Source organism: Rhodoferax sp. (assembly GCF_010365055.1).
GTDB lineage: Bacteria > Pseudomonadota > Gammaproteobacteria > Burkholderiales > Burkholderiaceae_C > Rhodoferax.
In genome coordinates this window covers 12,195-34,457 of sequence record NZ_JAAFHA010000028.1, presented here as the reverse complement: position 1 = coordinate 34,457, position 22,263 = coordinate 12,195, and the positions used below count along the sequence as shown (strand labels likewise).

At 62.1% G+C, this 22,263-nt stretch carries 22 protein-coding genes; 4 read left to right on the top strand and 18 right to left on the bottom strand.

Features of this window, described 5'->3' with window-relative positions; translation table 11 throughout:
* Positions 1 to 261: 261 nt before the first annotated feature.
* The 3 genes from dsbG to dsbD are packed head-to-tail and all read right to left on the bottom strand — an operon-like array spanning position 262 to position 3,654.
* Complete coding sequence (gene dsbG / locus GZ093_RS08735; protein ID WP_296484943.1) at positions 262 to 1,029, bottom strand: thiol:disulfide interchange protein DsbG; 768 nt, start codon at positions 1,027 to 1,029, stop codon at positions 262 to 264.
* A gap of 13 nt (positions 1,030 to 1,042) precedes the next feature.
* A complete protein-coding gene (locus GZ093_RS08730; protein ID WP_296484940.1) occupies positions 1,043 to 1,864 on the bottom strand; it encodes a TlpA disulfide reductase family protein in 822 nt (273 codons plus the stop codon).
* Positions 1,865 to 1,875: 11 nt separating this feature from the next.
* Positions 1,876 to 3,654, bottom strand: a complete 1,779-nt coding sequence (gene dsbD / locus GZ093_RS08725) for a protein-disulfide reductase DsbD (protein ID WP_296484938.1) — start codon at positions 3,652 to 3,654, stop codon at positions 1,876 to 1,878.
* 210 nt (positions 3,655 to 3,864) lie between these two features.
* On the opposite strand from dsbD, the gene GZ093_RS08720 reads away from it, so the two are divergent.
* On the top strand, positions 3,865 to 4,992 hold the full coding sequence (locus GZ093_RS08720) for a patatin-like phospholipase family protein (RefSeq protein WP_296484936.1): 1,128 nt from the start codon (positions 3,865 to 3,867) through the stop codon (positions 4,990 to 4,992).
* Between the two features lie 20 nt (positions 4,993 to 5,012).
* On the top strand, positions 5,013 to 5,138 hold the full coding sequence (locus tag GZ093_RS08715; RefSeq protein WP_296484933.1) for a type I restriction enzyme endonuclease domain-containing protein: 126 nt from the start codon (positions 5,013 to 5,015) through the stop codon (positions 5,136 to 5,138).
* A gap of 37 nt (positions 5,139 to 5,175) precedes the next feature.
* Here the strand turns inward: GZ093_RS08715 and GZ093_RS08710 are convergent, their stop codons facing one another.
* From GZ093_RS08710 to GZ093_RS08645, 14 genes are all read right to left on the bottom strand, one after another.
* Positions 5,176 to 6,180 carry an aldo/keto reductase gene (locus GZ093_RS08710; RefSeq protein ID WP_296484930.1) on the bottom strand — a complete coding sequence of 335 codons (1,005 nt, stop codon included), beginning with the start codon at positions 6,178 to 6,180 and terminating at the stop codon, positions 5,176 to 5,178.
* Between the two features lie 41 nt (positions 6,181 to 6,221).
* A complete protein-coding gene (locus GZ093_RS08705) occupies positions 6,222 to 7,178 on the bottom strand; it encodes a Gfo/Idh/MocA family oxidoreductase (protein ID WP_296484926.1) in 957 nt (318 codons plus the stop codon).
* Positions 7,179 to 8,048 carry a class III extradiol dioxygenase subunit beta gene (locus tag GZ093_RS08700; protein WP_296484924.1) on the bottom strand — a complete coding sequence of 290 codons (870 nt, stop codon included), beginning with the start codon at positions 8,046 to 8,048 and terminating at the stop codon, positions 7,179 to 7,181.
* 1 nt (position 8,049) lies between these two features.
* Entirely contained in the window at positions 8,050 to 8,493 is a 444-nt protein-coding gene (gene ligA, locus GZ093_RS08695; protein WP_296484921.1) for a protocatechuate 4,5-dioxygenase subunit alpha, read from the bottom strand.
* A gap of 82 nt (positions 8,494 to 8,575) precedes the next feature.
* Complete coding sequence (locus GZ093_RS08690; RefSeq protein WP_296484918.1) at positions 8,576 to 9,532, bottom strand: amidohydrolase family protein; 957 nt, start codon at positions 9,530 to 9,532, stop codon at positions 8,576 to 8,578.
* A 27-nt stretch (positions 9,533 to 9,559) separates the two neighbouring features.
* Positions 9,560 to 10,486, bottom strand: coding sequence for an NAD(P)-dependent oxidoreductase (locus tag GZ093_RS08685; RefSeq protein ID WP_296484955.1), 927 nt, complete (start codon positions 10,484 to 10,486; stop codon positions 9,560 to 9,562).
* A gap of 41 nt (positions 10,487 to 10,527) precedes the next feature.
* Entirely contained in the window at positions 10,528 to 11,211 is a 684-nt protein-coding gene (gene ligK, locus GZ093_RS08680; protein ID WP_296484914.1) for a 4-carboxy-4-hydroxy-2-oxoadipate aldolase/oxaloacetate decarboxylase, read from the bottom strand.
* 46 nt (positions 11,212 to 11,257) lie between these two features.
* The gene (locus GZ093_RS08675) at positions 11,258 to 11,809 is read right to left on the bottom strand and encodes a hemerythrin domain-containing protein (protein WP_296484911.1); all 552 of its coding nucleotides are present in this window, start codon (positions 11,807 to 11,809) and stop codon (positions 11,258 to 11,260) included.
* A gap of 51 nt (positions 11,810 to 11,860) precedes the next feature.
* Positions 11,861 to 12,892: an amidohydrolase family protein gene (locus tag GZ093_RS08670; protein ID WP_296484908.1), complete on the bottom strand. Its 1,032-nt coding sequence runs from the start codon at positions 12,890 to 12,892 to the stop codon at positions 11,861 to 11,863.
* A gap of 94 nt (positions 12,893 to 12,986) precedes the next feature.
* The gene (pobA, locus tag GZ093_RS08665) at positions 12,987 to 14,180 is read right to left on the bottom strand and encodes a 4-hydroxybenzoate 3-monooxygenase (protein WP_296484953.1); all 1,194 of its coding nucleotides are present in this window, start codon (positions 14,178 to 14,180) and stop codon (positions 12,987 to 12,989) included.
* Positions 14,181 to 14,197: 17 nt separating this feature from the next.
* Positions 14,198 to 15,529, bottom strand: a complete 1,332-nt coding sequence (locus GZ093_RS08660; RefSeq protein ID WP_296484905.1) for a TRAP transporter large permease — start codon at positions 15,527 to 15,529, stop codon at positions 14,198 to 14,200.
* Complete coding sequence (locus GZ093_RS08655) at positions 15,526 to 16,077, bottom strand: TRAP transporter small permease (RefSeq protein ID WP_296484902.1); 552 nt, start codon at positions 16,075 to 16,077, stop codon at positions 15,526 to 15,528. The genes GZ093_RS08660 and GZ093_RS08655 overlap by 4 nt, the downstream gene beginning before the upstream one ends.
* A 109-nt stretch (positions 16,078 to 16,186) precedes the next feature.
* Positions 16,187 to 17,203, bottom strand: a complete 1,017-nt coding sequence (locus GZ093_RS08650; protein ID WP_296484900.1) for a TRAP transporter substrate-binding protein — start codon at positions 17,201 to 17,203, stop codon at positions 16,187 to 16,189.
* A 71-nt stretch (positions 17,204 to 17,274) separates the two neighbouring features.
* Complete coding sequence (locus GZ093_RS08645) at positions 17,275 to 18,405, bottom strand: 4-oxalomesaconate tautomerase (protein WP_296484898.1); 1,131 nt, start codon at positions 18,403 to 18,405, stop codon at positions 17,275 to 17,277.
* A gap of 174 nt (positions 18,406 to 18,579) precedes the next feature.
* On the opposite strand from GZ093_RS08645, the gene GZ093_RS08640 reads away from it, so the two are divergent.
* The gene (locus GZ093_RS08640) at positions 18,580 to 19,491 is read left to right on the top strand and encodes a LysR substrate-binding domain-containing protein (protein ID WP_296484896.1); all 912 of its coding nucleotides are present in this window, start codon (positions 18,580 to 18,582) and stop codon (positions 19,489 to 19,491) included.
* Here GZ093_RS08640 and GZ093_RS08635 read toward each other — a convergent pair.
* Positions 19,475 to 20,569, bottom strand: coding sequence for an ABC transporter ATP-binding protein (locus GZ093_RS08635; RefSeq protein WP_296484893.1), 1,095 nt, complete (start codon positions 20,567 to 20,569; stop codon positions 19,475 to 19,477). The two genes, GZ093_RS08640 and GZ093_RS08635, sit on opposite strands and share 17 nt — an antisense overlap.
* 57 nt (positions 20,570 to 20,626) lie before the next feature.
* On the opposite strand from GZ093_RS08635, the gene GZ093_RS08630 reads away from it, so the two are divergent.
* Positions 20,627 to 22,252 (top strand): iron ABC transporter permease, encoded by a 1,626-nt coding sequence (locus GZ093_RS08630; RefSeq protein WP_296484891.1) that lies wholly within the window; start codon positions 20,627 to 20,629, stop codon positions 22,250 to 22,252.
* Positions 22,253 to 22,263: the final 11 nt, after the last annotated feature.

The following is a 22,263-nucleotide window of genomic DNA, read 5'->3' as shown; positions in this document are numbered from 1 at the left end:
CGCATCAAATAATGCGGCGGGGCAGTGCGCAATGCGCAATGGCCAACGCAACCATTGGGTCGCGCTGGACTAAATAAGTTCCAGCTAATGTCTAAATCTCCAGAAAGTATCGAGATCAGGGCTTTCCTGTGTGTGATCGCACAAGGGACGATCGTATGTGTATGGCGGCAACGGTGCTACAGACCAAGCCGCAGCTGGAGGTGATCATTGCATTTGAATGTCCGCAGTCGGATCAGCCGCTTGCGGGGCCACCGGGCAGCCTCAGCGCGGACCCATGATTTTGACCAGCATCTCTGCCGGTGGCGCGCCCTGCATCTTTTGCAGATTGCCGCTGGCATCCTTGTAGAAGATCGTGGGAGTGGCCGAGGCGCCGAGTTGCTGCATCAACTTGTGGTTGGCGTCGAGTTGGGCACGTACTTTTTCCGACACCTGGCTCAGGGGCTTGACGCCACCACTGGCGTGCTGTTGTTCGTGCTGGGTCAGGGCGGATTGCGCATCCGGTGCCGAGAGCAGAGCCGCCGCCTTGCCCGCGCTGGTGTCCCTCAGGATGGCCACGATGACGTGGCGCAACTGCACTTTGCCCGCACTGACCCAGGGCCGGGCATCATTCCAGAACTTGTTGCAGTAAGGGCAATTCGGGTCGGTGAAAGTGTAGATGACGCGCGGGGCATTCTTGCTGCCATCGGCAATCCAGGTGCTGCTCTCAAGCTGCTTCCAGATCTTCCCGGTCATGGGTTTGCTGACCAGTTTGTCCAACGGTTCCTGGCTCAGGTTGGCCCCTTTGGCGTCCATCATCGGGCCGACTATGGCCTGTTTGCCGTCGGCGGTGAGATAGATGGACAGCGGCTGTTGGTCGACGATGCCTGCATAGCCGGTCAGTCCGCCTGGCGCGGCAAAAGTCCCGATCACCTCAACGCCCTGCGCTTCGAGCGCCTTGATCGGTGCGGGCCACTCTTTCGCCTGCGCCGCCAGGGTGAGGCCGAGCCATGTAAACAAGACTGCAGACACAGCGAGTGATTTCTTAAGCATGGGTGATTTACTCCTAATTTGATAGATTTGAGGGCGAACGGAACTGGTCTAATTTGCTAGCCAGCGAGGCGGCCGATAGGGGGCCCAGATGGGTATCAACCAGCCGTCCGCTGGCGTCGTAGAAAAGGGTGGTTGGCAACGCCCCGGAGCCAACTTCGCGGCCAAGGGCGGTGCCGGGGTCGATCACCACGTTGGCGAGATCAAGTCCGGCGCCAGTGAGATAGCGCTGGACCTTCGCTGCATCCTCGCCCTGGTTGACAAAGACAAAGCGCACGCCGGTTTCCTGCTTTTGCGCGGCGGCGAGCACCGGCATTTCACGCCGGCAAGGGGGGCACCAACTGGCCCACAAATTGACAACCATGGGCTTGCCCTGCGCCAACGCGGCAAGGTTCGTCGGATCACCGCCAAGCGTCGTCACAGATGCTTGGGGCACAGTCGTATTTTCCATCATGCGTATCGCACCAAACAGCCCGCCCCAGGCGACCGCCCCAGCCGCCAGGCCGAAGGCCAGTGGTCGGCGCAACGCCGGGCGGCGCCAGGCCCGCCAGAACGCCACCAGCAGAGCCGCCATCATCCCGGCCCAGGGTGTAAACCCGCCGTCACGGATATCGAGCATGGACCAGGGTGCGTTGCGGTAAGTGTCAAACCAGATGGAAACAAAAGCGATGCGCGCCACCAGCACAGCGGCGACCAGCATATCGATTGCGATATTGCCGACGCTGGTGCGCTGACTGCCTCCGACCAGGCGGCCTACGCCCGCCGCAACCAGCAAAGCCACCAGCATCAGAAAAAGGGTGATCGGCAATGCCAGCGGGCCGATATTCAATGTCAGCATGTTTAACCTTTCTATCTCGCACGCGCCAGGCGGGCGAGAAATTCGTCCGCACTGAGTTCGCCGATGATGCGCTCGGAACGGCGCTCTTTCCCATCGGGGCCGATCAGCAGCATGGTGGGCGGGCCGAGAATCTGGTGGGTGCGCATCAGGGCCTGGTCATCGGCATTGTTGGCCGTGACGTCCGGGCGCAGCAACTGCATGTCGCGCAAGGCTTGCTGCACGCGCGGGTCGCCAAACACCTCGCGTTCGATCACAGCGCACGACACGCACCAGTCGGCGTAGAAATCCACCAGCGTCCACTGGCCGCGCTGGCCCGCCTCGGCAACCAGCACTTCAAGCGCTTGCGCTGTCTTGACCGGTCCGAAGCGGCTCATGAAACTATTCTTGACGGAGGGCGACGCGAGCGGGCTGGCACTGGCGCCAATGTTCAGCGGCTGCAGGGGGTCATGGGCGCCGCCGGCTGCACCAATCACCATGGAGCCACCCCACAGGCCCAGCAGCAAGGCCAGAAAGCGCGAGACCAAGCGCCCCCTGTCGGTGCCGAGCTTGTGCACCAATGACAGCAAACTGAGCGCGATGGCCAGCAACCAGGCGCCCCACAGGCCCAGCGTCAATGCCGCAGGCAAGACACGCGCCACAAAAAAGATGCCGGTTCCCAGCAGGATAAATCCGAACAATGCCTTGACCCGGTTCATCCAGTCGCCAGGGCGCGGCAGCAGCCGGGCCCCGAGGGTTCCGACCAACAACAGGGGCACCCCCATGCCGAGCCCCATGGCGAAAAGGACCAGGGCGCCGGTCAACACATCACCGGTATTGCCGATGTAAAGCAGGGCGCCGGCCAGTGGCGCGGTCATGCAGGGGCCGACCAGCAGCGCCGACAGCACGCCCATCGTCGCGGCGCCTGTCATGGTGCCGCCGCGCTGGCCCTGGCTGGCGTCGTTCACACGGTTGCGCAGCACGGCCGGCAGTTGCAGCTCATAAAAACCAAACATGGACAGTGCCAGTACGACAAATAGCAGACCGAAGCTGCCGAGCACCCAGGGGTTCTGCAACACGGCTTGCAGATTGGCGCCCGCCAGCGCCGCCGCTGCGCCGACTCCGGCATAAACAAGCGCCATCGGCAGCACGAAGGCCAACGACAGCACAAAGCCGCGCTTGGCACTCGCGCCGCTACCCGCGACCAGGCTGGAGAGAATCGGCACCATCGGCAAGACACAGGGTGTGAACGTCATCAGCAAGCCCAGTCCGAAGAACACCAGCAGCATCCAGCCCAGGTTCAGGCGTGACAGACGGTCGGCCAGGTCCTGATCCGCGCCGAGTGCGCCCGACGCCGTCCGACTCACGCTGGCAGCCGCCACGGCCGGGCTGGCGGACTGCGCTGCGGCGACATCGGCCAAATTCACGCGCCGGGTTTGCGGCGGGTAGCAAAGACCCGCATCGGCACAACCCTGCCAGCCAATCGTCAGTGCCTGGGCATCAGGCGCCGTGAGGAGTACCGTGACCTTGTCGTGGTAGACCTCGCTTTCGCCGTAGGTCTCATCGGTCTTGCGGGTGCCAGCTGGCCATTCCACCTTGAGCGCACTGCCGACGGGGTCCACTTCGACCTTCATCTGCTGGCGATAGAGGTAATAGCCTGGGCTGATGTCCCAGTTCAGGCGCAGCTGACCATCGGCTTGCTTGCTGACGCTCAGACGAAAAGCCTGTTCTGGCTGCAAAAAATCTTGTTGGGCGTGCGCCGGCAGTGCCCACGACATTGCTAACAACACGACCGACCACAACAAACGCAGCATTAGTGCTCCTATATCAAATGGAGCACGCATCATTGCGTGGCTAGATTAAGGCTACGTTAACGTTGAGAAAATTTAAACCACGAGTCGGCCTTCTGCATCTAGCGTGGCCTATGACCCCGCCACAATTCCAATATGCCAACACTCAGGCACCGACTCCGAGCTAACCGGTTAAGCGAGCTGACAGCGTCGATTTTTTGTTAACCTCCCCCCATGACCCTGACCCGAAACAAACGCACCAACAATCAATCCAACAAGGACTTGCCCCGGGTTAACCTCGCGCTCCAGGGCGGCGGATCGCATGGCGCCTTCACCTGGGGCGTGCTCGACGCGCTGCTCGAAGATGGCCGCATTGCCCTGGAAGGCATCAGCGGCACCAGCGCTGGCGCGATGAACGCAGTGGCGCTGGCGCATGGCTTTGCCCAGGCCAATGGCAACGTGAAGGCCGACCCACGCGAGGCGGCGCGCGAGGCACTGGCCAGTTTCTGGAACGGCATTGTTCAAATGGGCGCGCTGTCGGAGGCGCAGCGGGCGCCCTTTGACCTGTTGTTTGGCCGGATGGGTGGCGACAACTCGTCCGCGGCCGTGTGGGCCAATGCCATGACCAGCTTCTGGTCCAACGCCATGTCGCCCTACCAGAACAACCCCTTTGACCTCAACCCTTTGCGCAAGTTTTTGCAGAGCCAGATTGATTTTGACGGCCTGGCCCGCCTGCAAACGCTCAAGGTCTTTGTGGTCGCCACGCGCGTCTCAACCGGCAAGGCCGAGGTGTTCTCGGGCAAGCGCTTGAGCGCCGACGCGGTCATGGCCTCGGCTTGCCTGCCGATGGCGTTCAAGGCCGTTGAAATTGACGGTGACCACTTTTGGGATGGCGGCTACTCGGGCAACCCGGCCATGCATCCCCTGATCTATGAGTGCAGCAGCCGCGATATCGTGCTGGTGCAGATCAATCCGATCAAGCGCGACAAGTTACCCACCAGCAGTGCCCAAATCCTGGACCGCGTGAACGAGATCACTTTTAACGCCGGACTGATCGCCGAGATGCGCGCCATAGATTTCGTCAAGCGCTTGCTGGCCGAAGGCAAACTCGATCCGACGCATTACAAAGACGTGTTGATGCACCGCATCGACGGCGGCGAAGCGCTGGAGGAGTTTTCGGCTTCCACCAAAACATCGACCAGTGCGAGCCTGATCCACTCGTTGCGCGACCTGGGCCAAGCCAATGCGCGCGCTTGGCTGACCCAGCACTACACGTCGCTGGGCACGAAGTGCACGGTGAACATTCAGCAGGATTATCTGGACGACATGCGCGTGCCCGTGACGCCCAGGGCAGCAACCTAGCCACCCTGCGCGAGACCCTGATGCCGCGCTTGATGGTCAAGCGCATCCTGCGCAAGTACAAGTACCCGCCGGATTTGCAGGACCCGGCGGTGGAGCTGGTGTTGCAGCAGGCGCAGGTGATGGGGGAAAGTTGGACCGCAGCGTAGGCGCTGCCAAGCAAGAGGCCATGGCCGAGCCGAAGGCTCAGAACACTTCGGTCTCGGCGTCCCTGTTGCCTTGGGCGTTGTAGCGGCTGCCGGCCACGGTGCTTTGATTGATCAAGGCATCGAGTCTCTTCAATGTCGCAGCGCTCAAGCTGACAGTCACCGCACCCAGGTTGTCTGCCAGATGTTCAAGCCGGGTGGTACCAGGAATGGGAATGATGTACTCGCCCTGGTGCAAGAGCCAGGCCAGTGCCAATTGGGCCGGGGAGCAACCCACCTCAGCGGCGATGGCGTGGTAGGCGGGCAGCAGTGACAGGTTGGCCGACCAGTTGGCGGGCTCAAAGCGCGGCATGCTGCGGCGAAAGTCATTGGCGTCAAACGTGGCCGGGCTCAAAGGCTCACCCCCCAGAGAACCGCGACCCACCGGACTAAAGGCCACAAAACTCACGCCCAGTTCCCGGCAGGCCTGCAGCACGGCGATCTCGGGGTTGCGCGTCCACAATGAGTATTCGGTTTGCATGGCGGCAATCGGGTGCACGGCATGGGCACGGCGCAAGGTGGCCGCCGACATTTCGGACAGGCCAATGGCGCGGATATGCCCCCGGCGCACCAGATCGCTCAAGGCGCCCACGCTGTCCTCAATCGGCACGCCTGGGTCCAGCCGGTGCAGGTAATACAGGTCAATCACATCGGTTTGCAGGCGGCGCAGGCTGTCTTCACAGGTTTGGCGCAGGGTCTCGGGGCGGCCGTCGATCACACGCACCAGCTTGCCGTCGCCGTGCTGGTCAATCCCCAGCAGGCCACATTTGCTGGCCAGCGTGAATTTCTGACGGTGGCCTTTGAGCGCTTGTCCCAACAGGGTTTCGTTGGCACCAAAGCCATACAGGGCCGCGGTGTCAAACAGGGTGACGCCCGCATCGAGCGCCGCTAGCAGCACCCGCTCACCCTGCTGCGCCGAGATGGGCGCGCCATAACCCTGGCTGAGGTTCATGCAGCCCAAGCCAATGGCTGAGACAGTGAACGGGCCTAGTTTTCGTGTGTGCATGGGTGAAGTCAGAAGTGGGCTGTCGATCCCATTGTGCCGCCTCAAGATTTCAGCTGCTGCTCCAGTTCATGCAACACCTGGTAGCACGGCAGCACGCTGGCGATACTGCTATTGGGCTGCCGACCTTCGCGAATAGCCGTAAAAAACTCCCGGTCTTGCAGCTCGATGCCGTTCATGCTGACGGCCACGTTGGACACGTCAATCTTTTCCTCTTTGCCGTTGAACAGGTCGTCGTAGCGGGCAATGTAGGTGGCGCTGTCGCCGATGTACCTGAAAAAGGTGCCCAGCGGGCCATCGTTGTTGAAGCTCAGACTCAGCGTGCAAATCGCGCCATTGGCGGCCTTGAGCTGGATGCTCATGTCCATGGCGATGCCCAACGTGCGGTGAATCGGGCCCTGAATGGCGTTGGCTTTCACGATGGGGCTACCGCACTGGTAGGCAAACAAATCCACCGTGTGCGCGGCATGGTGCCACAGCAGGTGGTCGGTCCAAGAGCGCGGCTGGCCCAGCGCGTTCATGTTGCTGCGGCGGAAAAAGTAGGTCTGCACATCCATCTGCTGGATGTTGAACCGGCCCGCCGCAATTTGCTGGTGCACATACTGGTGGCTGGGGTTGAAGCGCCGGGTGTGGCCGCACATGGCCACCAGGCCGGTCTGCTCCTGCGTGGCCGCCACTTCCAGGGCACCGCGCAAGGTGTCGGCCAGTGGAATCTCCACTTGCACGTGCTTGCCGGCGTTCATGCAGGCAATGCTTTGCGCCGCGTGCATTTGGGTCGGGGTGCACAGAATGACAGCGTCCACTTCGGGCAATGCCAGACTGTCAGCCAGCTCGGTGCTGACGTGCCTGATGCCATAGTGGGCGGCGACTTCTTTTGTCTTCTCCAGATCGCGGCTGACCAGCGAGACGACTTCAACGCCCTCAATATGCTTGATGCCGTCCAGGTGTTTGATGCCAAAAGCACCGGCGCCCGCCAGGGCGACTTTGATGGTTTTCGTCATTTATGAGTTCTCCAAGATAAGGTGTCCCACCGCCGTGTTGGATGCGGGTACATGATAAAAACGGTGTCTGACCCGCACGCTGCTTGCTTTGTCGGCTATGTCTTTCATAGCGCCTCGGGCGATCAGCCACATCACCAGCTCAATGCCTTCGCTGCCCGCCTCGCGCACATAGTCAATGTGCGGTACTTTGGCACACGCCACCGGATCGGCAATCATCTGATCGAGCCAGGCGTTGTCCCAGGCACGGTTGATCAAACCGGCGCGTGGCCCCTGCAGCTGATGGCTCATGCCGCCGGTGCCCCAGATGTGCACGTTCAGGTCGTCGTCGTAACTCTCGACCGCACGGCGAATGGCCTGCCCCAACTGGAAGCAACGCTGCCCTGACGGCACCGGGTACTGCACCACGTTGACGGCAAACGGAATCACCGGGCAGGGCCAGTGAAACGCATCGACGGGCGGTTGACCGCACATCAGCGAGAGCGGCACGCTCAAGCCATGGTCCACCGGCATCTTGTTGACGATGGTCAGGTCAAAGTCCTGCTGAATGACCGACTGCGCAATGTGCGCGGCCAGCTCCGGGTGGCCCACCACCGGCGGCACCGGGCGCGGGCCCCAGCCTTCATCGGCAATCGGAAAACTCGCCGCCGTGCCAATGGCAAACGTCGGGATCATGTCCAGGCTAAAGGCCGTGGCGTGGTCGTTGTAGACCAGAAAGATCACGTCGGGCTTGTTGTCTTTCATCCACTGCTTGGAAAAGTCGTAACCGGCGAAGACCGGCTGCCAGTAGGGCTCCTTGTCTTTGCCCAAATCCAGCGCCGCGCCAATGGCGGGCACATGCGAGGTGTAAACGGATGCGGTGATACGTGCCATCTCAGGCCTGCACTTTCTGGCCAGCGCGGCCTTGAGGTTGATGCTGGGCTTGGGCGTCGCCGTCTTCGCCAGTAAAGCGGTTGCCTTCAATCGAGCGGCCACCTTGGATCATCATGTCGCGGTACTCGGACTCCGACATGCCGGTCATGGAACCGGCCATTTGCTGAAAGCTCAGCCCGTCGGTGGCACCGATGCGGGCCAAGAAGTAGATGTTGCCGCCCAGCGCCATGCAGCGGTTCAGGTCGCGTGCCAGCACCGCCAGCTTCTGGTCTTCGGTCATCGGCCATTCGTCCAGGTAGGCGCGCTCGTCGCGCTTGAAGCGTTCGCGGTTGGCGGCTTGCATCAGCGAGACGCAAAACTGGTTCAGGTGGTAGCCCTTGCGGCTTTGCTCGGCATCAAAAATGAGGGTGCCGGGGACGTCAAGGTAGGGTTTCTCAAGTGCCATGGTGGCTCCATTCAGCGTAGGGTTCAGGTTAAGAAATATATAAGAAATCAGGCTCTAGCCCTTATCCAATAAGCGTGAGACGCTATGAATTCCAGTACAAACGATTCGGGTTGTCGACCAGCAGCTGGCGCTGCAGCTCGGGTGTGGGCGCAATGTGCGGGATGAAATCGACCAGCAGGCCGTCGTCGGGCATGTGGTCCTTCAGGTTCGGGTGCGGCCAGTCGGTGCCCCACAGCACGCGATCTGGGAACTCTTCGACGATCGCGCGGGCAAACGGAATTACGTCGCGGTAGGCGCCACCTTCCAAGTCCTTCTCGCCGCGCAAGGCCTTCGGACCGGCGACGCTCAGGCGCTCCGGGCAGCTCACCTTGCTCCAGACGTTGGGGTGCTGGCGCATGAACTTCTGGAACAGCGCAAACTGCGGCCCGTCCACCGGCAGCGACACGTCCGGGCGGCCCATGTGGTCCACCACCACGGTGGTCGGCAAGGCCGTGAAAAAGTCCCATAGCTCGGGCAAATCCACGGCTTCAAAATAGATCACCACATGCCAGCCCAGCGGCTTGATGCGCGCGGCGATTTCCATCAGCTCGTCCTTGGGCGTGAAGTCCACCAGGCGTTTGACAAAGTTGAAGCGCACGCCGCGCACACCGGCATCACTCATGGCTTGCAGCTCCTGGTCAGTGACGCCGCGTTTCACCGTCGCCACACCGCGGGCCTTGCCCTTGGAATGAAGCAGCGCATCGACCAGCGCGCGGTTGTCGGCGCCGTGGCAGGTGGCTTGCACGATCACGTTCTTCTCAAAGCCCAGGTGGTCGCGCAGCGCAAACAACTGGGCTTTGGACGCATCGCACGGCGTGTATTTGCGCTCGGGGGCAAAGGGGAACTCAAGCCCTGGGCCGAACACGTGGCAATGCGCATCCACCGCGCCTGCAGGCAGTTTGAAGCTGGGTTTGGACGGGCCGGCGTACCAGTCCAGCCAGCCGGGGGTTTTGGTGAAGGCTTCGCTTGGGGTGAAGTCGCCCGTTGCGGGCTTGTTCATGGGTATGTCCATGGAGCTGCTCACTGTTTAGTCTTTCTTGCTGACCTGGGCCAGCATGCGGTCGGCTTCGATGCGCCAGTCGGCGCTGCGGGCAAATTCGGGGCTTCTCTTTTCACCAAACCAGCCAGCATCGGCGCCGTCGGCGACCCAGGCTTGCCTCTCGGCGGTGCCGGATGTGCTCCAGGGCGTCAGTCCCGCATCACGCACGGTCTCGGTCACTTCACGCACTTCTTCACTGCGGCGGCGGCCGTGTTCGATCACGCGCTGGAAGAAGTAGGCGGCCTGCTTTTCCCAGTCAATGCCCGGAAAGGTCTCGTACAGACTGGCGACCACCGCGTCTTCCACGCCGTAATGGCGGGCCGTTGTGAAGCTCTCGATCACCATGGCCTCCAGCCCCTTGATCATCACACTGCGGCACATCTTGGTGGCCGATGCCACACCCAACTTGTGGCTCGCCACTTTGGCCGCAAAACCCAGGCTGTTGATGAGCGGCGCCAGCTCAAGCGCAAACGCGCCGCCCAGCAGCAGCGGCACCTTGATGCGGTACGGCGGCACGCTGGTCATGACCGCGCCTTCCACATAGCGGCCCCCGGCACTGTCGATCAGGCTGGCTGCGCGCTGCTTGGCGCCGGGTGAGGCCGAGTTGACGTCCAGAAAGAACGCGCCTTTTTGAATGGCTGGCGCACAGGCTTGCGCCACCGGCACCGTCTGGCTGGCGGTGACCGCGCTGACGATGAAGTCAGCGCCCGCGGCCAGTTCGGCGCTGGATGCGGCCAATTGCACGCCGTGCTGCGCCGCATGCGCCTGCAGCGGGCCGGCAGTGGCGGCACTGTCCAGCTTGAGGTCATAGGCACTCACGACCACGCCTTGCGCACGCAGGTCTTCGGCCAGGATGCGGCCGACTTCGCCGTAGCCGACCAGGCCCACTTTCCAGGTTCTTGGGTTATTCATGATGATTGGGTGCTCCAGCCCTTGTGCGGATTGCGCTGCGTGCTTCAATCTATGTAGCGAAGTCCGGCTTTCTCCAGGCCCTCACGCATCTTGTAATAGTCCAGGCCGAGCACGCCCGAGGCAAAAATGGCGCGTTTGGCGCCTTCATTGGCTTCGCGTGCTTCTGCGGCATCGGCCACCTTCTGGGCAACGGCGGCAGGCACCACCACGACACCGTCGATGTCGGCAATCACCACATCACCGGGGTTGACCTGGGCGCCCGCACACACCACCGGGATATTCACCGAACCCAGCGTGGCCTTGATGGTGCCTTTGGCGTGGATGGCTTTGCTGAAGACGGGAAAGTTCATCTCGGTGAGGTCCTTCACGTCGCGCACACCGCCGTCAATGACCAGGCCGACCGCGCCGCGCGCCTTGAACGACGTGGCCAGCAGATCACCAAAAAAACCGTCGGCATTGTCGGTGGTGCAGGCCGCCACCACCACGTCACCGGGCTGCAACTGCTCGGCGGCCACGTGCATCATCCAGTTGTCGCCGGGCTGCAGCAACACGGTGACCACCGTGCCGCACATCCTGGCCTCGTTATAGATCGGTCGCAGGTAGGGCTTCATGAGGCCGACGCGGCCCATGGCCTCGTGGATGGTGGCCACGCCGAAGCGTGAGAGTTTTTCTACCGCCGCCTTGTCGGCGCGGCTGATGTTTCTTTTCACAATGCCCAGGTTGTTCATGGTGCGTCTCCAGTTCAGGGGGTCGATTCAGTGATGCAGAGGCGGGTCAAGTCGGCGACGCTGCCACCGACACATGCCGCATGTGCAGGCTCAGGCCCAGCGCCGCCATGTGGTTGCTGTTGCGGCTCAGGATGGTTTCGCACAAGGGCAAGAACTCGGCTTCTTCAAAAGCCGCGTGGGCGCGGTAGTCACGCACCAGCAGTTCAATCGCGGCGGCGTCCAGCGCGCAGGCCTGGCCCTTCGCCATCTTCTTCAACTGAGGCTCCAGCTTGGCAAACTGGGCTTCGACTTGCCGGTGCTCCCGCGTGAGCCGGGCCGTGATGGCCGTGACGCGCGCCAATTCATCGCCGGGCGTGGCGCTGGCCAGCACGGCTTCAAACAGTGCGCGTTCTTCTTCCTGGTGGTGCTCGTAAACCACCTCGCGAAAGAAGCTGCGGGTGCTCTCCGCCCAAGTTCTGGCGCGCTCGGCGGCTAAGGCCAAGGCGGGCAGTTCGCCCATCTTGCTCAACTGACTCAGAATGCCTTCGTGGCAATGTGAGAAGTTGGTGATCGGTGCGTTGCTGGATTCGTCAGAAGTTGAATTGCGGGTGATGACCATGGATGCCTACCTGAAAATTTTGAGAAATGCGGCCAGACGGGAGCCACCCCACTAGCTGGCTGCCCTGCTTTTCAACAGGGCGTCCAGCCGCGGAAACACGCGCCGGGCGTTGCCCTCGTAAATCTGCTGACGGTCTGCCGCACTGAGGATCTTTGAGGCTTCGATGTAGAGCTTGGTGTCGTCAAAATAGTGGCCGGTCTCGGGGTCGATGCCACGCACGGCACCGATCATTTCACTGGCAAACAGCACGTTCTTGACGGGAATCACGGTGTTGAGCAGGTCAATACCGGGCTGGTGGTAGACGCAGGTGTCAAAGAAAATGTTGTTCAGCAGATGGTCTTGCAGCAGCGGCTTCTTTAATTCTTGCGCCAAGCCACGGAATCGCCCCCAGTGATACGGAACGGCGCCGCCACCGTGCGGAATCAGGAACTTGAGCGTCGGGAATTCCTTGAACAAATCGCTGGTCAGGCACTGCATGAAGGCGGTGGTGTCGGCGTTCAGGTAATGCGCGCCGGTGGTGTGAAAGCAGCTGTTGCAGCTGGTTGACACGTGGATCATGGCGGGCAAGTCGTATTCCACCATCTTCTCGTAAATCGGGAACCAGGCCTTGTCGCTCAGCGGTGGCGAGGTCCAGTGGCCGCCGCTCGGGTCCGGGTTCAGGTTGATGCCGACCGCGCCGTATTCCTTGACGCATTTTTCCAGCTCGGGGAGGCAGGTCGCCGGATCGACACCCGGGCTTTGCGGCAGCATCGCCACCGGCACAAAGTGCTCGGGGAACAGCTGGCTGACGCGGTAGCAGAGTTCATTGCAGATGGCCGCCCAGGTGCTGGACACCTGGAAGTCGCCAATGTGGTGCGCCATGAAGCTGGCGCGCGGGCTGAACAGCGTGAGGTCCAGGCCACGCTCTTTCATCAGACGCAGCTGGTTGCTCTCGATGCTTTCCTTCAATTCGTCGTCGCTGATCTTCAGGTCAGATACTTTGGGCATCACGGCGGGGTCTTTGATGCCGGCTATTTGCTGGTTGCGCCAGGTTTCCAGCGCCTTGGGGGCCGTGGTGTAGTGGCCGTGGCAGTCGATGATCATGGGTCACTTTCTATATAAGAAATAAGGCTCTAGCCCTTATGTAATATGCGTGAGTAGCTATCAAATAAATATCAGCCAATGGCAGCGCAAAAGCTCACTGCGCGGGCTCGGCAAAGTCCAGCGGCAGGCCCACATAGTTTTCGGCAATCGACAGGGAACCCGCGTGGGAATTGAGCAAGTAATCGAGCTCGGCTTCCTGGAAGCGGCTGGTGATGGGGCCGTCGTCCGGAAAGCGGTGCATCAGCGAAGTCATCCACCAGGAAAAGCGCTCGGCCTTCCAGATGCGGCGCAGGCAGCGCGCCGAGTAGCCGTCAATGCCCGCCTCGGAATGCGCCTGGTAATAGTCCACCAGCGCATTGCACAAGTATTTGACATCGGTGGCGGCCAGGTTCAGCCCCTTGGCGCCGGTGGGCGGCACGATGTGCGCGGCATCGCCCGCCAGAAACAGGCGGCCAAAACGCATCGGCTCGGTGACAAAACTGCGCAGCGGCGCAATGCTTTTCTCGATGGAGGGCCCGGTGATCAGCTTGGCGTTGGCCTCCTCGTCGAGGCGCAGGCGCAACTCCTGCCAGAAGGCGGCGTCGGTCCAGTCTTCAATGCGGTCGGTGAGGGGCACCTGCAGGTAGTAGCGGCTGCGGGTCTTGCTGCGCTGGCTGCACAGGGCAAAACCACGCGGGCTGTTCACGTAGATCAGCTCGTCGTGCACCGGTGGTGTGTCTGACAGAAGCCCAAGCCAGCCAAAGGGGTAGACCTTTTCAAACTCTTCAATCGACTGGCGCGGCACACTGGCCCGGCACACGCCGTGAAAGCCGTCGCACCCGGCGATGAAGTCGCACTGCAATTCGTATGACTGGCCTGCGTGCGTGAAGCTGACGCGCGGCCGCTGGGTGTCAAAGTCCAGCACCTGCACGTCGCTGGCCTCGTAGTAGGTCGGCAAGCCCGCGGCGGTGCGCGCGTCCATCAGGTCGTGCGTGACTTCGGTCTGGCCGTAGACCATCACGTTCTTGCCGCCCGTGAGCGTGTTCATGTCAATTCGGTGGCGGCGGCCGGCGTACAGCATGCCAAAGCCGCCATGCACCAGCCCCTCGCGGTGCATGCGCGCGCCGACACCGGCTTCATCGAGCAAATCAATCGCCACCTGCTCCAGCACACCGGCACGGATGCGTGAGAGTACATGCGCGCCCGAGACCCGCTCCACGATCACCGCGTCAATGCCGGCCTTGTGCAGCAACTGGCTCAGCAGCAAACCGCTGGGTCCCGCGCCAATGATGGCCACCTGGGTACGAATGGACGTTGTCATGACAATCACCCGTGAAAGGTATGCACCAGCACCAGTGCGATGGAGGGGAAAAATAGCAGCACGCCAATGCGAATGAAGTCAGACAGCAAAAACGGCATCACCCCCTTGAAGGTCTCCACCAAGGGCACGTCCCGCGCCAGCCGGTTGATGATGAACACGTTCATGCCCACGGGCGGATGCACCAGGCCAATCTCCACCACCATCAGCGCCAGAATGCCGAACCAGATGCTCTTGTCGCTGTCGGTCATGCCGAAAAAGTCCAGGCCCATCACCACCGGGTAGAAAATCGGAATGGTCAGCAGGATCATCGCCAAGCTGTCCATGACGCAACCCAAAAAGATGTAAATCAGCAAAATCGCGACCATCACCACCATCGGGCTGAGCTGGCTGGCCTGCACCCAGGCCGCGAGTTCCACCGGCATTTGCGACAGGGCCAGGGCGGTGTTGAGCATGTCAGCCCCCAGCAGCACCAGAAAGATCATGGCCGTGGCCTGCGCCGTGCCCAAGGCGCTGTCGATCAAGCCGCGCGTGCGCATGCCGCCCGACACCACCGCCAGCACCCCGCAGGCGGCAGCGCCAATGGCGGCGGCTTCGGTCGGATTCGCCCAGCCACCATAAATGCCGACGATCACCACCACAAACACCAGCAGCACCGGGGCCACCTGCAGCAGGGCTTTCAGGCGCTTGGCCCAGCTGGATCGCGGGCCGGCCGGACCGGCAGCGGGGTTGAGCGTGACGATGATCTTGATGACCAGCATGTAGCCCAGCATGGCAATGATGCCGGGCAGCACCGCGGCCATGAACAGCTTGCCGATCGACTCCTGCGTCAGGATGGCATAAATCACCAGCGGCACCGAGGGCGGAATCATGATGCCCAGCGTGCCGCCGGCCGCCAGTGCGCCCGTGGCCAGAGAGCCCGAGTAGCCGAAGCGCTTGAGCTCGGGCAAAGCCACCTGGCCCATGGTGGCTGCGGTGGCCAGCGATGAGCCGCAAATGGCGCCAAAGCCGGCGCAGGCGCCGATGGACGCCATGGCCACGCCGCCCTTGAGGTGGCCCATGAAAGCCTCGACAAAACGAAACAGTGCCGCGCTCAAGCCGCCGTGGGTGGCAAACTGCCCCATCAGCAAGAACAGGGGAATGACCACGATGTCGTAGTTGGACAAGCGGGCGTAGGCCAGGTTTTTCAGGTAATTCAGGATCGGCAGCGCTTCGCCGCCGGTCAGGTAGTAGTACCCCGCTGCGCCCATGGTGAACATGGCGATGCCAATCGGCACCCGCAGCACCAGCAACCCCATCAGGCAGGCAAAAATAAGGCCGCCAGCTGCAATACCACTCATGCTGTCACTCCGTTGTGGCTTTGGCTCAGGCGCCAGTGCAGGCCGACCATGTAAAAGCCGGCCAGTGCCATCAGCAAGAAGCCGGGCAACATGAGCATCTGGGCGATCCAGATCGGCCAGCCCAGGATCATGCTGGTCTCTCCGGCTGCCCGGATGGCCCAGGCACCAACGCCGGCGCGCCAGGTGATCAGCGCGCCAAACAGTCCCACCAGCAGGGAACCCAATGCATCGAGCCGATGCACCGTGGCCGCACTGGCCTTGGCGGTGAAGAAGTCAACCTTGACATCACCGCCGTTGAGGTGGCAATAGGCAAAGAAACTGGCTGACGCAAACGCCGCGGCCATTTGCAGCATTTCCACGTCGCCTGGCACCGGGGCGGCCCAGAGCTTGCGCCCCACGATGCTGACAATGCTCATGACCACGATGGCAACAAACACCAGACCACCCACGATGGCTGACACTTTGGAGATCTTGAACAACGCCTGCCCGACTGGGCCAAAGGCCAGTGACATGGCGCCTGGCGCGGCGCCTGGAATGGGCTCTTGCATGAAGACTCCTACTTCGATGCAGCCACTCGAGGGCGCATCAAACCATTGAACTATTTTTTGGGGCTCGACCGGTGTGGCGTGAGCCGCACGGGTCGAGCGATGAGACTGCTTACTTGACGGCGTACTTGGCGATCAAGGCGCGCGCGTTCTCCAGCAGCAGCTTGCCGTTGGCGCCTTTGGCCGTGACGTCAGCCACCCAGTCATTGGTGATTTGCTCGCCGGCTTTTTTCCAGCTTTGCAGCTCGGACGCAGGAATCACGTTGTGGGTGTTTTTCTCGGTCAGTTTCTTGCCAATGCCATCAGCCTCCCAAAAAACCTTGCCAATATGGCCTGACAAGGCCTGGCCGCTGTTGGCGTCAATGACTTTTTTCAGATCGGGCGGCAGGCTCTCGTACTTGGCCTTGTTCATGGCAAAGATGAAGGTGGAGGTGTAGATCGCGGGCTCGGCCGGGTCGGTCTCGGAATGGAACTTGACCAGTTCCTGAATCTTCACCGACGGCACCACTTCATACGGCACCAGGGCACCGTCAATCACCGACTTGGCCAGCGCCTCACTCACCGCAGGCACCGGCATCGCCACCGGCGTGGCACCCAGCGCCGCCAGCAGCTTGTTGGTCTGGCGCGTCGGGGCACGCACTTTCAGGCCCTTCAGGTCGGCCATGGTTTTGATCGGCTTGTTGGTCATGTGAAAGACGCCGTCGCCATGCACATGCAGCGCCAGCAGCTTGACATCCTTGAACTCGGCCGCGTCATACTTCTCGACGTATTCCCACAGGGCTTTGCTGGTGCCTTCCGGGCTTTGCATCATGAAAGGCAACTCAAAGACTTCGACCAGAGGAAAGCGCCCGGCCATGTAACCGGGCAGCACCCAGGTCACGTCCACCACGCCGTCCTTGACCTGATCAAATAGCTGCGGCGGCGTACCACCCAACTGCATCGACGGGTAAATCTGGCACTTCATCTTGTCGCCCGACTCCAGCGCAATCTTGTCGCACCAGGGTTTAATGAACATGGTCTGTGCGGCTGAGCCCGCCGGCAAAAAGTGATGCACCTTGAGGGTCACAGTCTGTGCCGATGTTGCCAGCGCAGCGCAGGCCAGCGTTGAGAGTACTGCCAAAGATTTCATTGAACTTTTCATGTTGTCTCCTGTTGTAAAAATAGATGTCATCGCTTCCAAACGGAATCGTGGCGGGTGAATCAGCCTCTGGACGCTGCCGTGGGCCCAGACCAGATCGCAGCGGGCACCATGACCTCACCGCGCATGATCAGACGGGCCGTGCGCAGCAAGGCCGCTTTCGTCACCTTCTGCGCATCCTGTGCATCGAGCCCCAGGGTCACGCTGAATTCCCCCGTCGGGTGCTCCACCGACACCGTGGGCTCCTGGCCCGCCGGCATGACCGCCACGCCGTCGCAGACCGAGCCTTTGAGCACACAGGCCGAGCCCACCGTGACGGCAGCGAGCACGCCAATGGCGTCGTGACAGACATGGGGTATGAAGCTGCGCGTGCACAGGCTGCCACCCGCGCGCGGTGGCGCGATCAGGGTCATCTTGGGGTAGTTCTTCTGGCTGACATCGCCCAAGCCCATCTTGAGCGAAATCTGCAGGCGCAGGGCTTCCAGGCGGCGCTTCAGGTCGTCGTCCGCGTTGAGTTCGGCCACACTTTCATAGCCGATGCGACCGACGTCGGAGGCTTTGAACAGCACCAGCGGCATGCCGTTGTCAATGCAAGTGACATCCAGCGCAAAGGCTTCAAAATCCTCGCCGGTCACGGTGATGCGGTCGCGCACCTGGCCCGTGGGCAACAAGCCCGAGCACACCGAACCAGCGGTGTCCAGAAAGTTGATGGTGACTGGCGCAGCCGTGCCTGGCACGCCATCAATGCGTGCGTCGCCGGTGTAGTTCACTTGGCCACCGCGCGTGACCACCGTGATATCGCACTGCATGCCGGTGTTGAGCGTGAGCACCCGCGCCGTGGTGGTGTCGCCTTGCACCGCGACCAGGCCGCGCTCGATGGCAAAGGGCAGCACGGCGGCCAGCATGTTGCCGCAATTGGGCGTGGTGTCCACGGTGTCCTTTTCCGGCTGGAGCTGGGCAAACAAAAAATCCAGTGCCACGCCGGGTGTCCGGCTCTGGCTGACGATGCCAACCTTGCTGGTGAGCGGGTGCGCACCACCCAAACCGTCGATTTGCCGACGATCAGGCGAACCCATCACCGCCAGCAGAACGCGGTCACGCGTGGGCAAGTTAATGGGCAAATCTGAGGCCAGAAAGAAAGGCCCGCGCGAGGTGCCGCCGCGCATGAAGTAACAGGGAATCGCTGTTTGCATGGCGGGATTTTGTGCTGGCGCCTGCCTTGGGAGAAGGCTATTCAAGCACTATCAGATATAATAACTTGGCATAATTGAGCATTGGTTATGGTTAACCCTTACTATCTAGCGCCATCATCCAAGCTGAAGCCGGGTGATCGTGGTGTGCTTAACAATCGCGCTTGAATACTGCTGATGGACCTCAAACAACTGGAATACTTTGTGCGCGTGGCGGAGCTGGGCAGTTTCACCCGCGCCGCGCTCGCGCTCAACATCGCCCAGCCCGCCTTGAGCCGACAGGTGCGCTTGCTTGAGGTTGAGCTGCGGCAAAACCTGTTGATCCGCAATGGCCGCGGGGCGCTACCCACCGAAGCGGGCAAGCTGCTGCTGGCCCATGGGCGCGGCATCCTGCACCAAGTCGAACGCGCCCGCGAGGAACTCGGACGGGTGCGCGGCTCGCTCGCCGGACGGGTCGCCGTCGGACTGCCGACCAGCCTGGCACGGGCACTGACGGTGCCCTTGACGCGGGCTTTTCGGGCCGAGCTGCCCGATGCCACCATCTCCATCAGCGAGGGGCTGTCCGTGGCGATGCAGGAATCCCTGGTGGCCGGGCGTCTGGACATTGCGGTGCTGTACAACGCCCAGCCATCCGCCGAAACCGAAATTACCCCCTGGTTTGAGGAAGACCTGTTGCTGGTGCAGCGCCGACCACCCGGTCTGGCAGAAGATCCACCACCGGGTCCCATTGCCCTGAAAGATGTGGCGCAGTTGCCGCTTGTCATTCCGAGTCGCCCCAACGCCATCCGCATGCATGTGGAGTCCGAAATGGCCAACATTGGTTCGCGCCTGAAGATTGCGCTCGAAATTGACGGTGTTTCCGCCATCCTTGACCTGGTGGCTGATGGCGCGGGCTGCGCCGTGCTGTCGCGCAATGCGGTGTCCAGCTCTATTCGCCCTTCGGCGTTTTCCGTGCGCACCATCACGGCACCGGTGTTGCGCACCAAAGTCAGCATCGCCACCAGTTCCTTGCGTCCGGCCACCCTCACCCAGCAAACCACGCTCGCGCTGATCCGTCAGACCCTGGAGCGGACTACCCGGGCGACTTGACGGCGGTCAAGGCCTCACTTCTTGGAAACGTGACCACGTGGTCCACCTGGGCCCGAATGCCGATCCACTCGCCGACCTTGTGGTCGTGATGGCTGGGCACCAGGGCCATCACGGTGTCACCGCTGGCCAGGCGCAGGGTGTACAAGAAGTCGGCGCCGCGAAACGACTTGCGCAAGATCTCTGCCTGCACCGGCGCATCGTCGTCATGCACGATGTCATCGGCGCGCAGCAGCACATCGCAGTCACCATCTGCAAAAGCACTCGGCAGCGGACAGCCCGCCCTATCGGTCAGATCGCCCAGCGCGGTGTGAACGACGACTTGCTGGTTCACCTCGCGCAGCGTGGCCGGCGTGAACACCCCGTGGCCGATGAATTCGGCCACAAAGCGGGACGCTGGACGGTGGTACAGCGTGTAGGCGTCGTCCCACTGGTGCAAATGGCCCTCGTGCATGACGCCGATGCTGTCGCCAATGGCGAAAGCCTCCAGTTGGTCGTGCGTCACAAACAGTGCCGTGGTGTTGGCCGTCTTCAGGATGCTGCGCACCTCATGCGCCAGGCGCTCGCGCAAGTCCACATCCAGATTGGAGAAAGGTTCATCGAGCAGCAGCAGGCGCGGCTTCGGTGCCAGCGCCCGCGCCAGTGCCACCCGCTGCTGCTGGCCACCCGAGAGCTCATGCGCAAAGCGCGCCTCGAAGCCCGCCAGGCCGACAAGTTGCAGCACTTCGTCCACGCGCTCTGCACGCACCTTGGGCGGCAGATGGCGGATGCCAAAGTCAACATTGCGACCGATATTCAAATGCGGGAACAAGGCATAGTCCTGAAAGACCATGCCCACTTCGCGCTGCTGCGGCGCCACATTGACACTGGCGCTGCTCACCACGCGGCTGGCCAGCTTGATGCTGCCCGCTGCCACCGGTTCCAGCCCGGCCACCGCCCGCAACAAGGTGGTTTTGCCACAGCCGGATGGCCCGATCAGCACACCGATGTCGCCGGCATGCAGGCCAAAAGACACCTCCCGCACCGCAGGCTCGCTGGCGCCCGCATAAGCGACGCAAAGTTGTGAAATTTCCAGAAACATGGCAGCCATTCTAAATGCATACAATTCTCATTTGCACAACACCCATTGACCACCTCCATGCTGATTCCACGCCTGCGCCAACTGCTGCTGCTGACCCTGACGCTGGCGTTCATGCTGCCGGTGCTGACGGTCTTGGCCTCCTGGTTGCCATGGGGCGACTCGGGCCTGGCGGCCGCGCAAATTCTGCGCGAGATGAGCGGCACGGTGCTCCCCAACTACGTTTGGACCACCGTGCGTCTGTGTGTCATGGTGGGCGTCGGCGTGATTCTGGTGGGTTTGTCTACCGCCGTGGCTGTCACGCTGTTTGATTTCCCGGGTCGCCGGGTTTTTGAATGGGCCCTGCTGCTGCCCCTGGCCATGCCGGCCTACGTCGTGGCCTATGCCTACACCGACTTTTTGCAGTACAGCGGCCCCCTGCAAACCTTTCTGCGCAGCAGCCTGGGTCTGCAAGGACGGGTACTGCCCGAGATTCGCAGTCTGGGCGGCGCGGCCTGGGTGTTTATTTTTTCACTGTACCCGTATGTTTACTTGCTGGCGCGTAGCGCCTTGGGCGAAAGCGCCACGCATCTGATGGAAGCCGCGCGCCTGTTGGGCGCACCGATGCGCCGACGCATCCTGGAAGTGGCCTTGCCCCTGGCCCGCCCGGCTGTCGCCGCTGGCGCGGCGCTGGCCTTGATGGAAACGCTGGCGGACTTTGGCGTTTCGAGCTACTTCGGCATCCAGACCTTTACCGCCGGCATTTACAAGGCCTGGCTGTCCATGGACAACCGCATTGCCGCAGCGCAATTAGCCACCATGTTGCTGGCGCTGGTGGCCCTGCTTTTGTGGCTGGAGCACCGGTCGCAAAAGCGCCTGCGCTTTGTGACCACCCGAGGCGCCCGCGCCAACGCCCTGGACGCGCGAGCGCTGCAGTTGCGGGGGCGCCAGAATTGGCTGGCCTGGGGCTTGTGCAGTGTGCCGGTACTGCTCGGCTTTGTCTTGCCGGTGTTGTTCATGCTGCGCCCGCTGGTGGCCGACTGGCAAGTCCTGTCCTGGCCACTGTTCGTCGGCTGGGCCCTGAACAGCCTGCGGCTCGGTGCCATCAGCGCAGTGCTGGCCGTCGGCCTCGCCCTGTTCCTGGCCTTTAACCTGCGCCGCCGGCCCGATGTACCCGCGCGTCTGGCGGTGCAACTGGCAGGCCTGGGCTACGCGGTGCCCGGCGCGGTGCTGGTGGTGGGGCTGCTGCTACCGGTAGGCTGGCTGCAGGCGCTGGCGCCACAAAGCAGCGTGGGCTATGTTTTAACGGCGACGTCAGTCGGATTGATCTGGGCCTATCTGGTGCGTTTTTGCGCCGTGGCACTGCAGTCAGTGCAAAGCGGCTACGCCAGAATCCCCAGCAGTTTTGACGACTCGGCCCGCATCCTGGGCACGGGTGACCTGGGCCTGCTGCGCCTGGTGCATTGGCCGCTGCTCAAGCGCTCCACGGCTGCGGCTGCCCTGCTGGTGTTTGTGGACGTGATGAAAGAGCTGCCCGCCACCTTGGTTCTGCGCCCTTTCAACAGCGACACGCTGGCCGTGGTGGCGTACCAACTGGCGCGCGACGAGCGCCTGGGCGAAGCCGCACTGCCATCACTGGCGCTGGTGCTGGTGGGATTGATCCCGGTAATGCTGCTGAGTCGGACGCTGCGCGCGCCTTCCGGTTGAGTCAGTGCGGC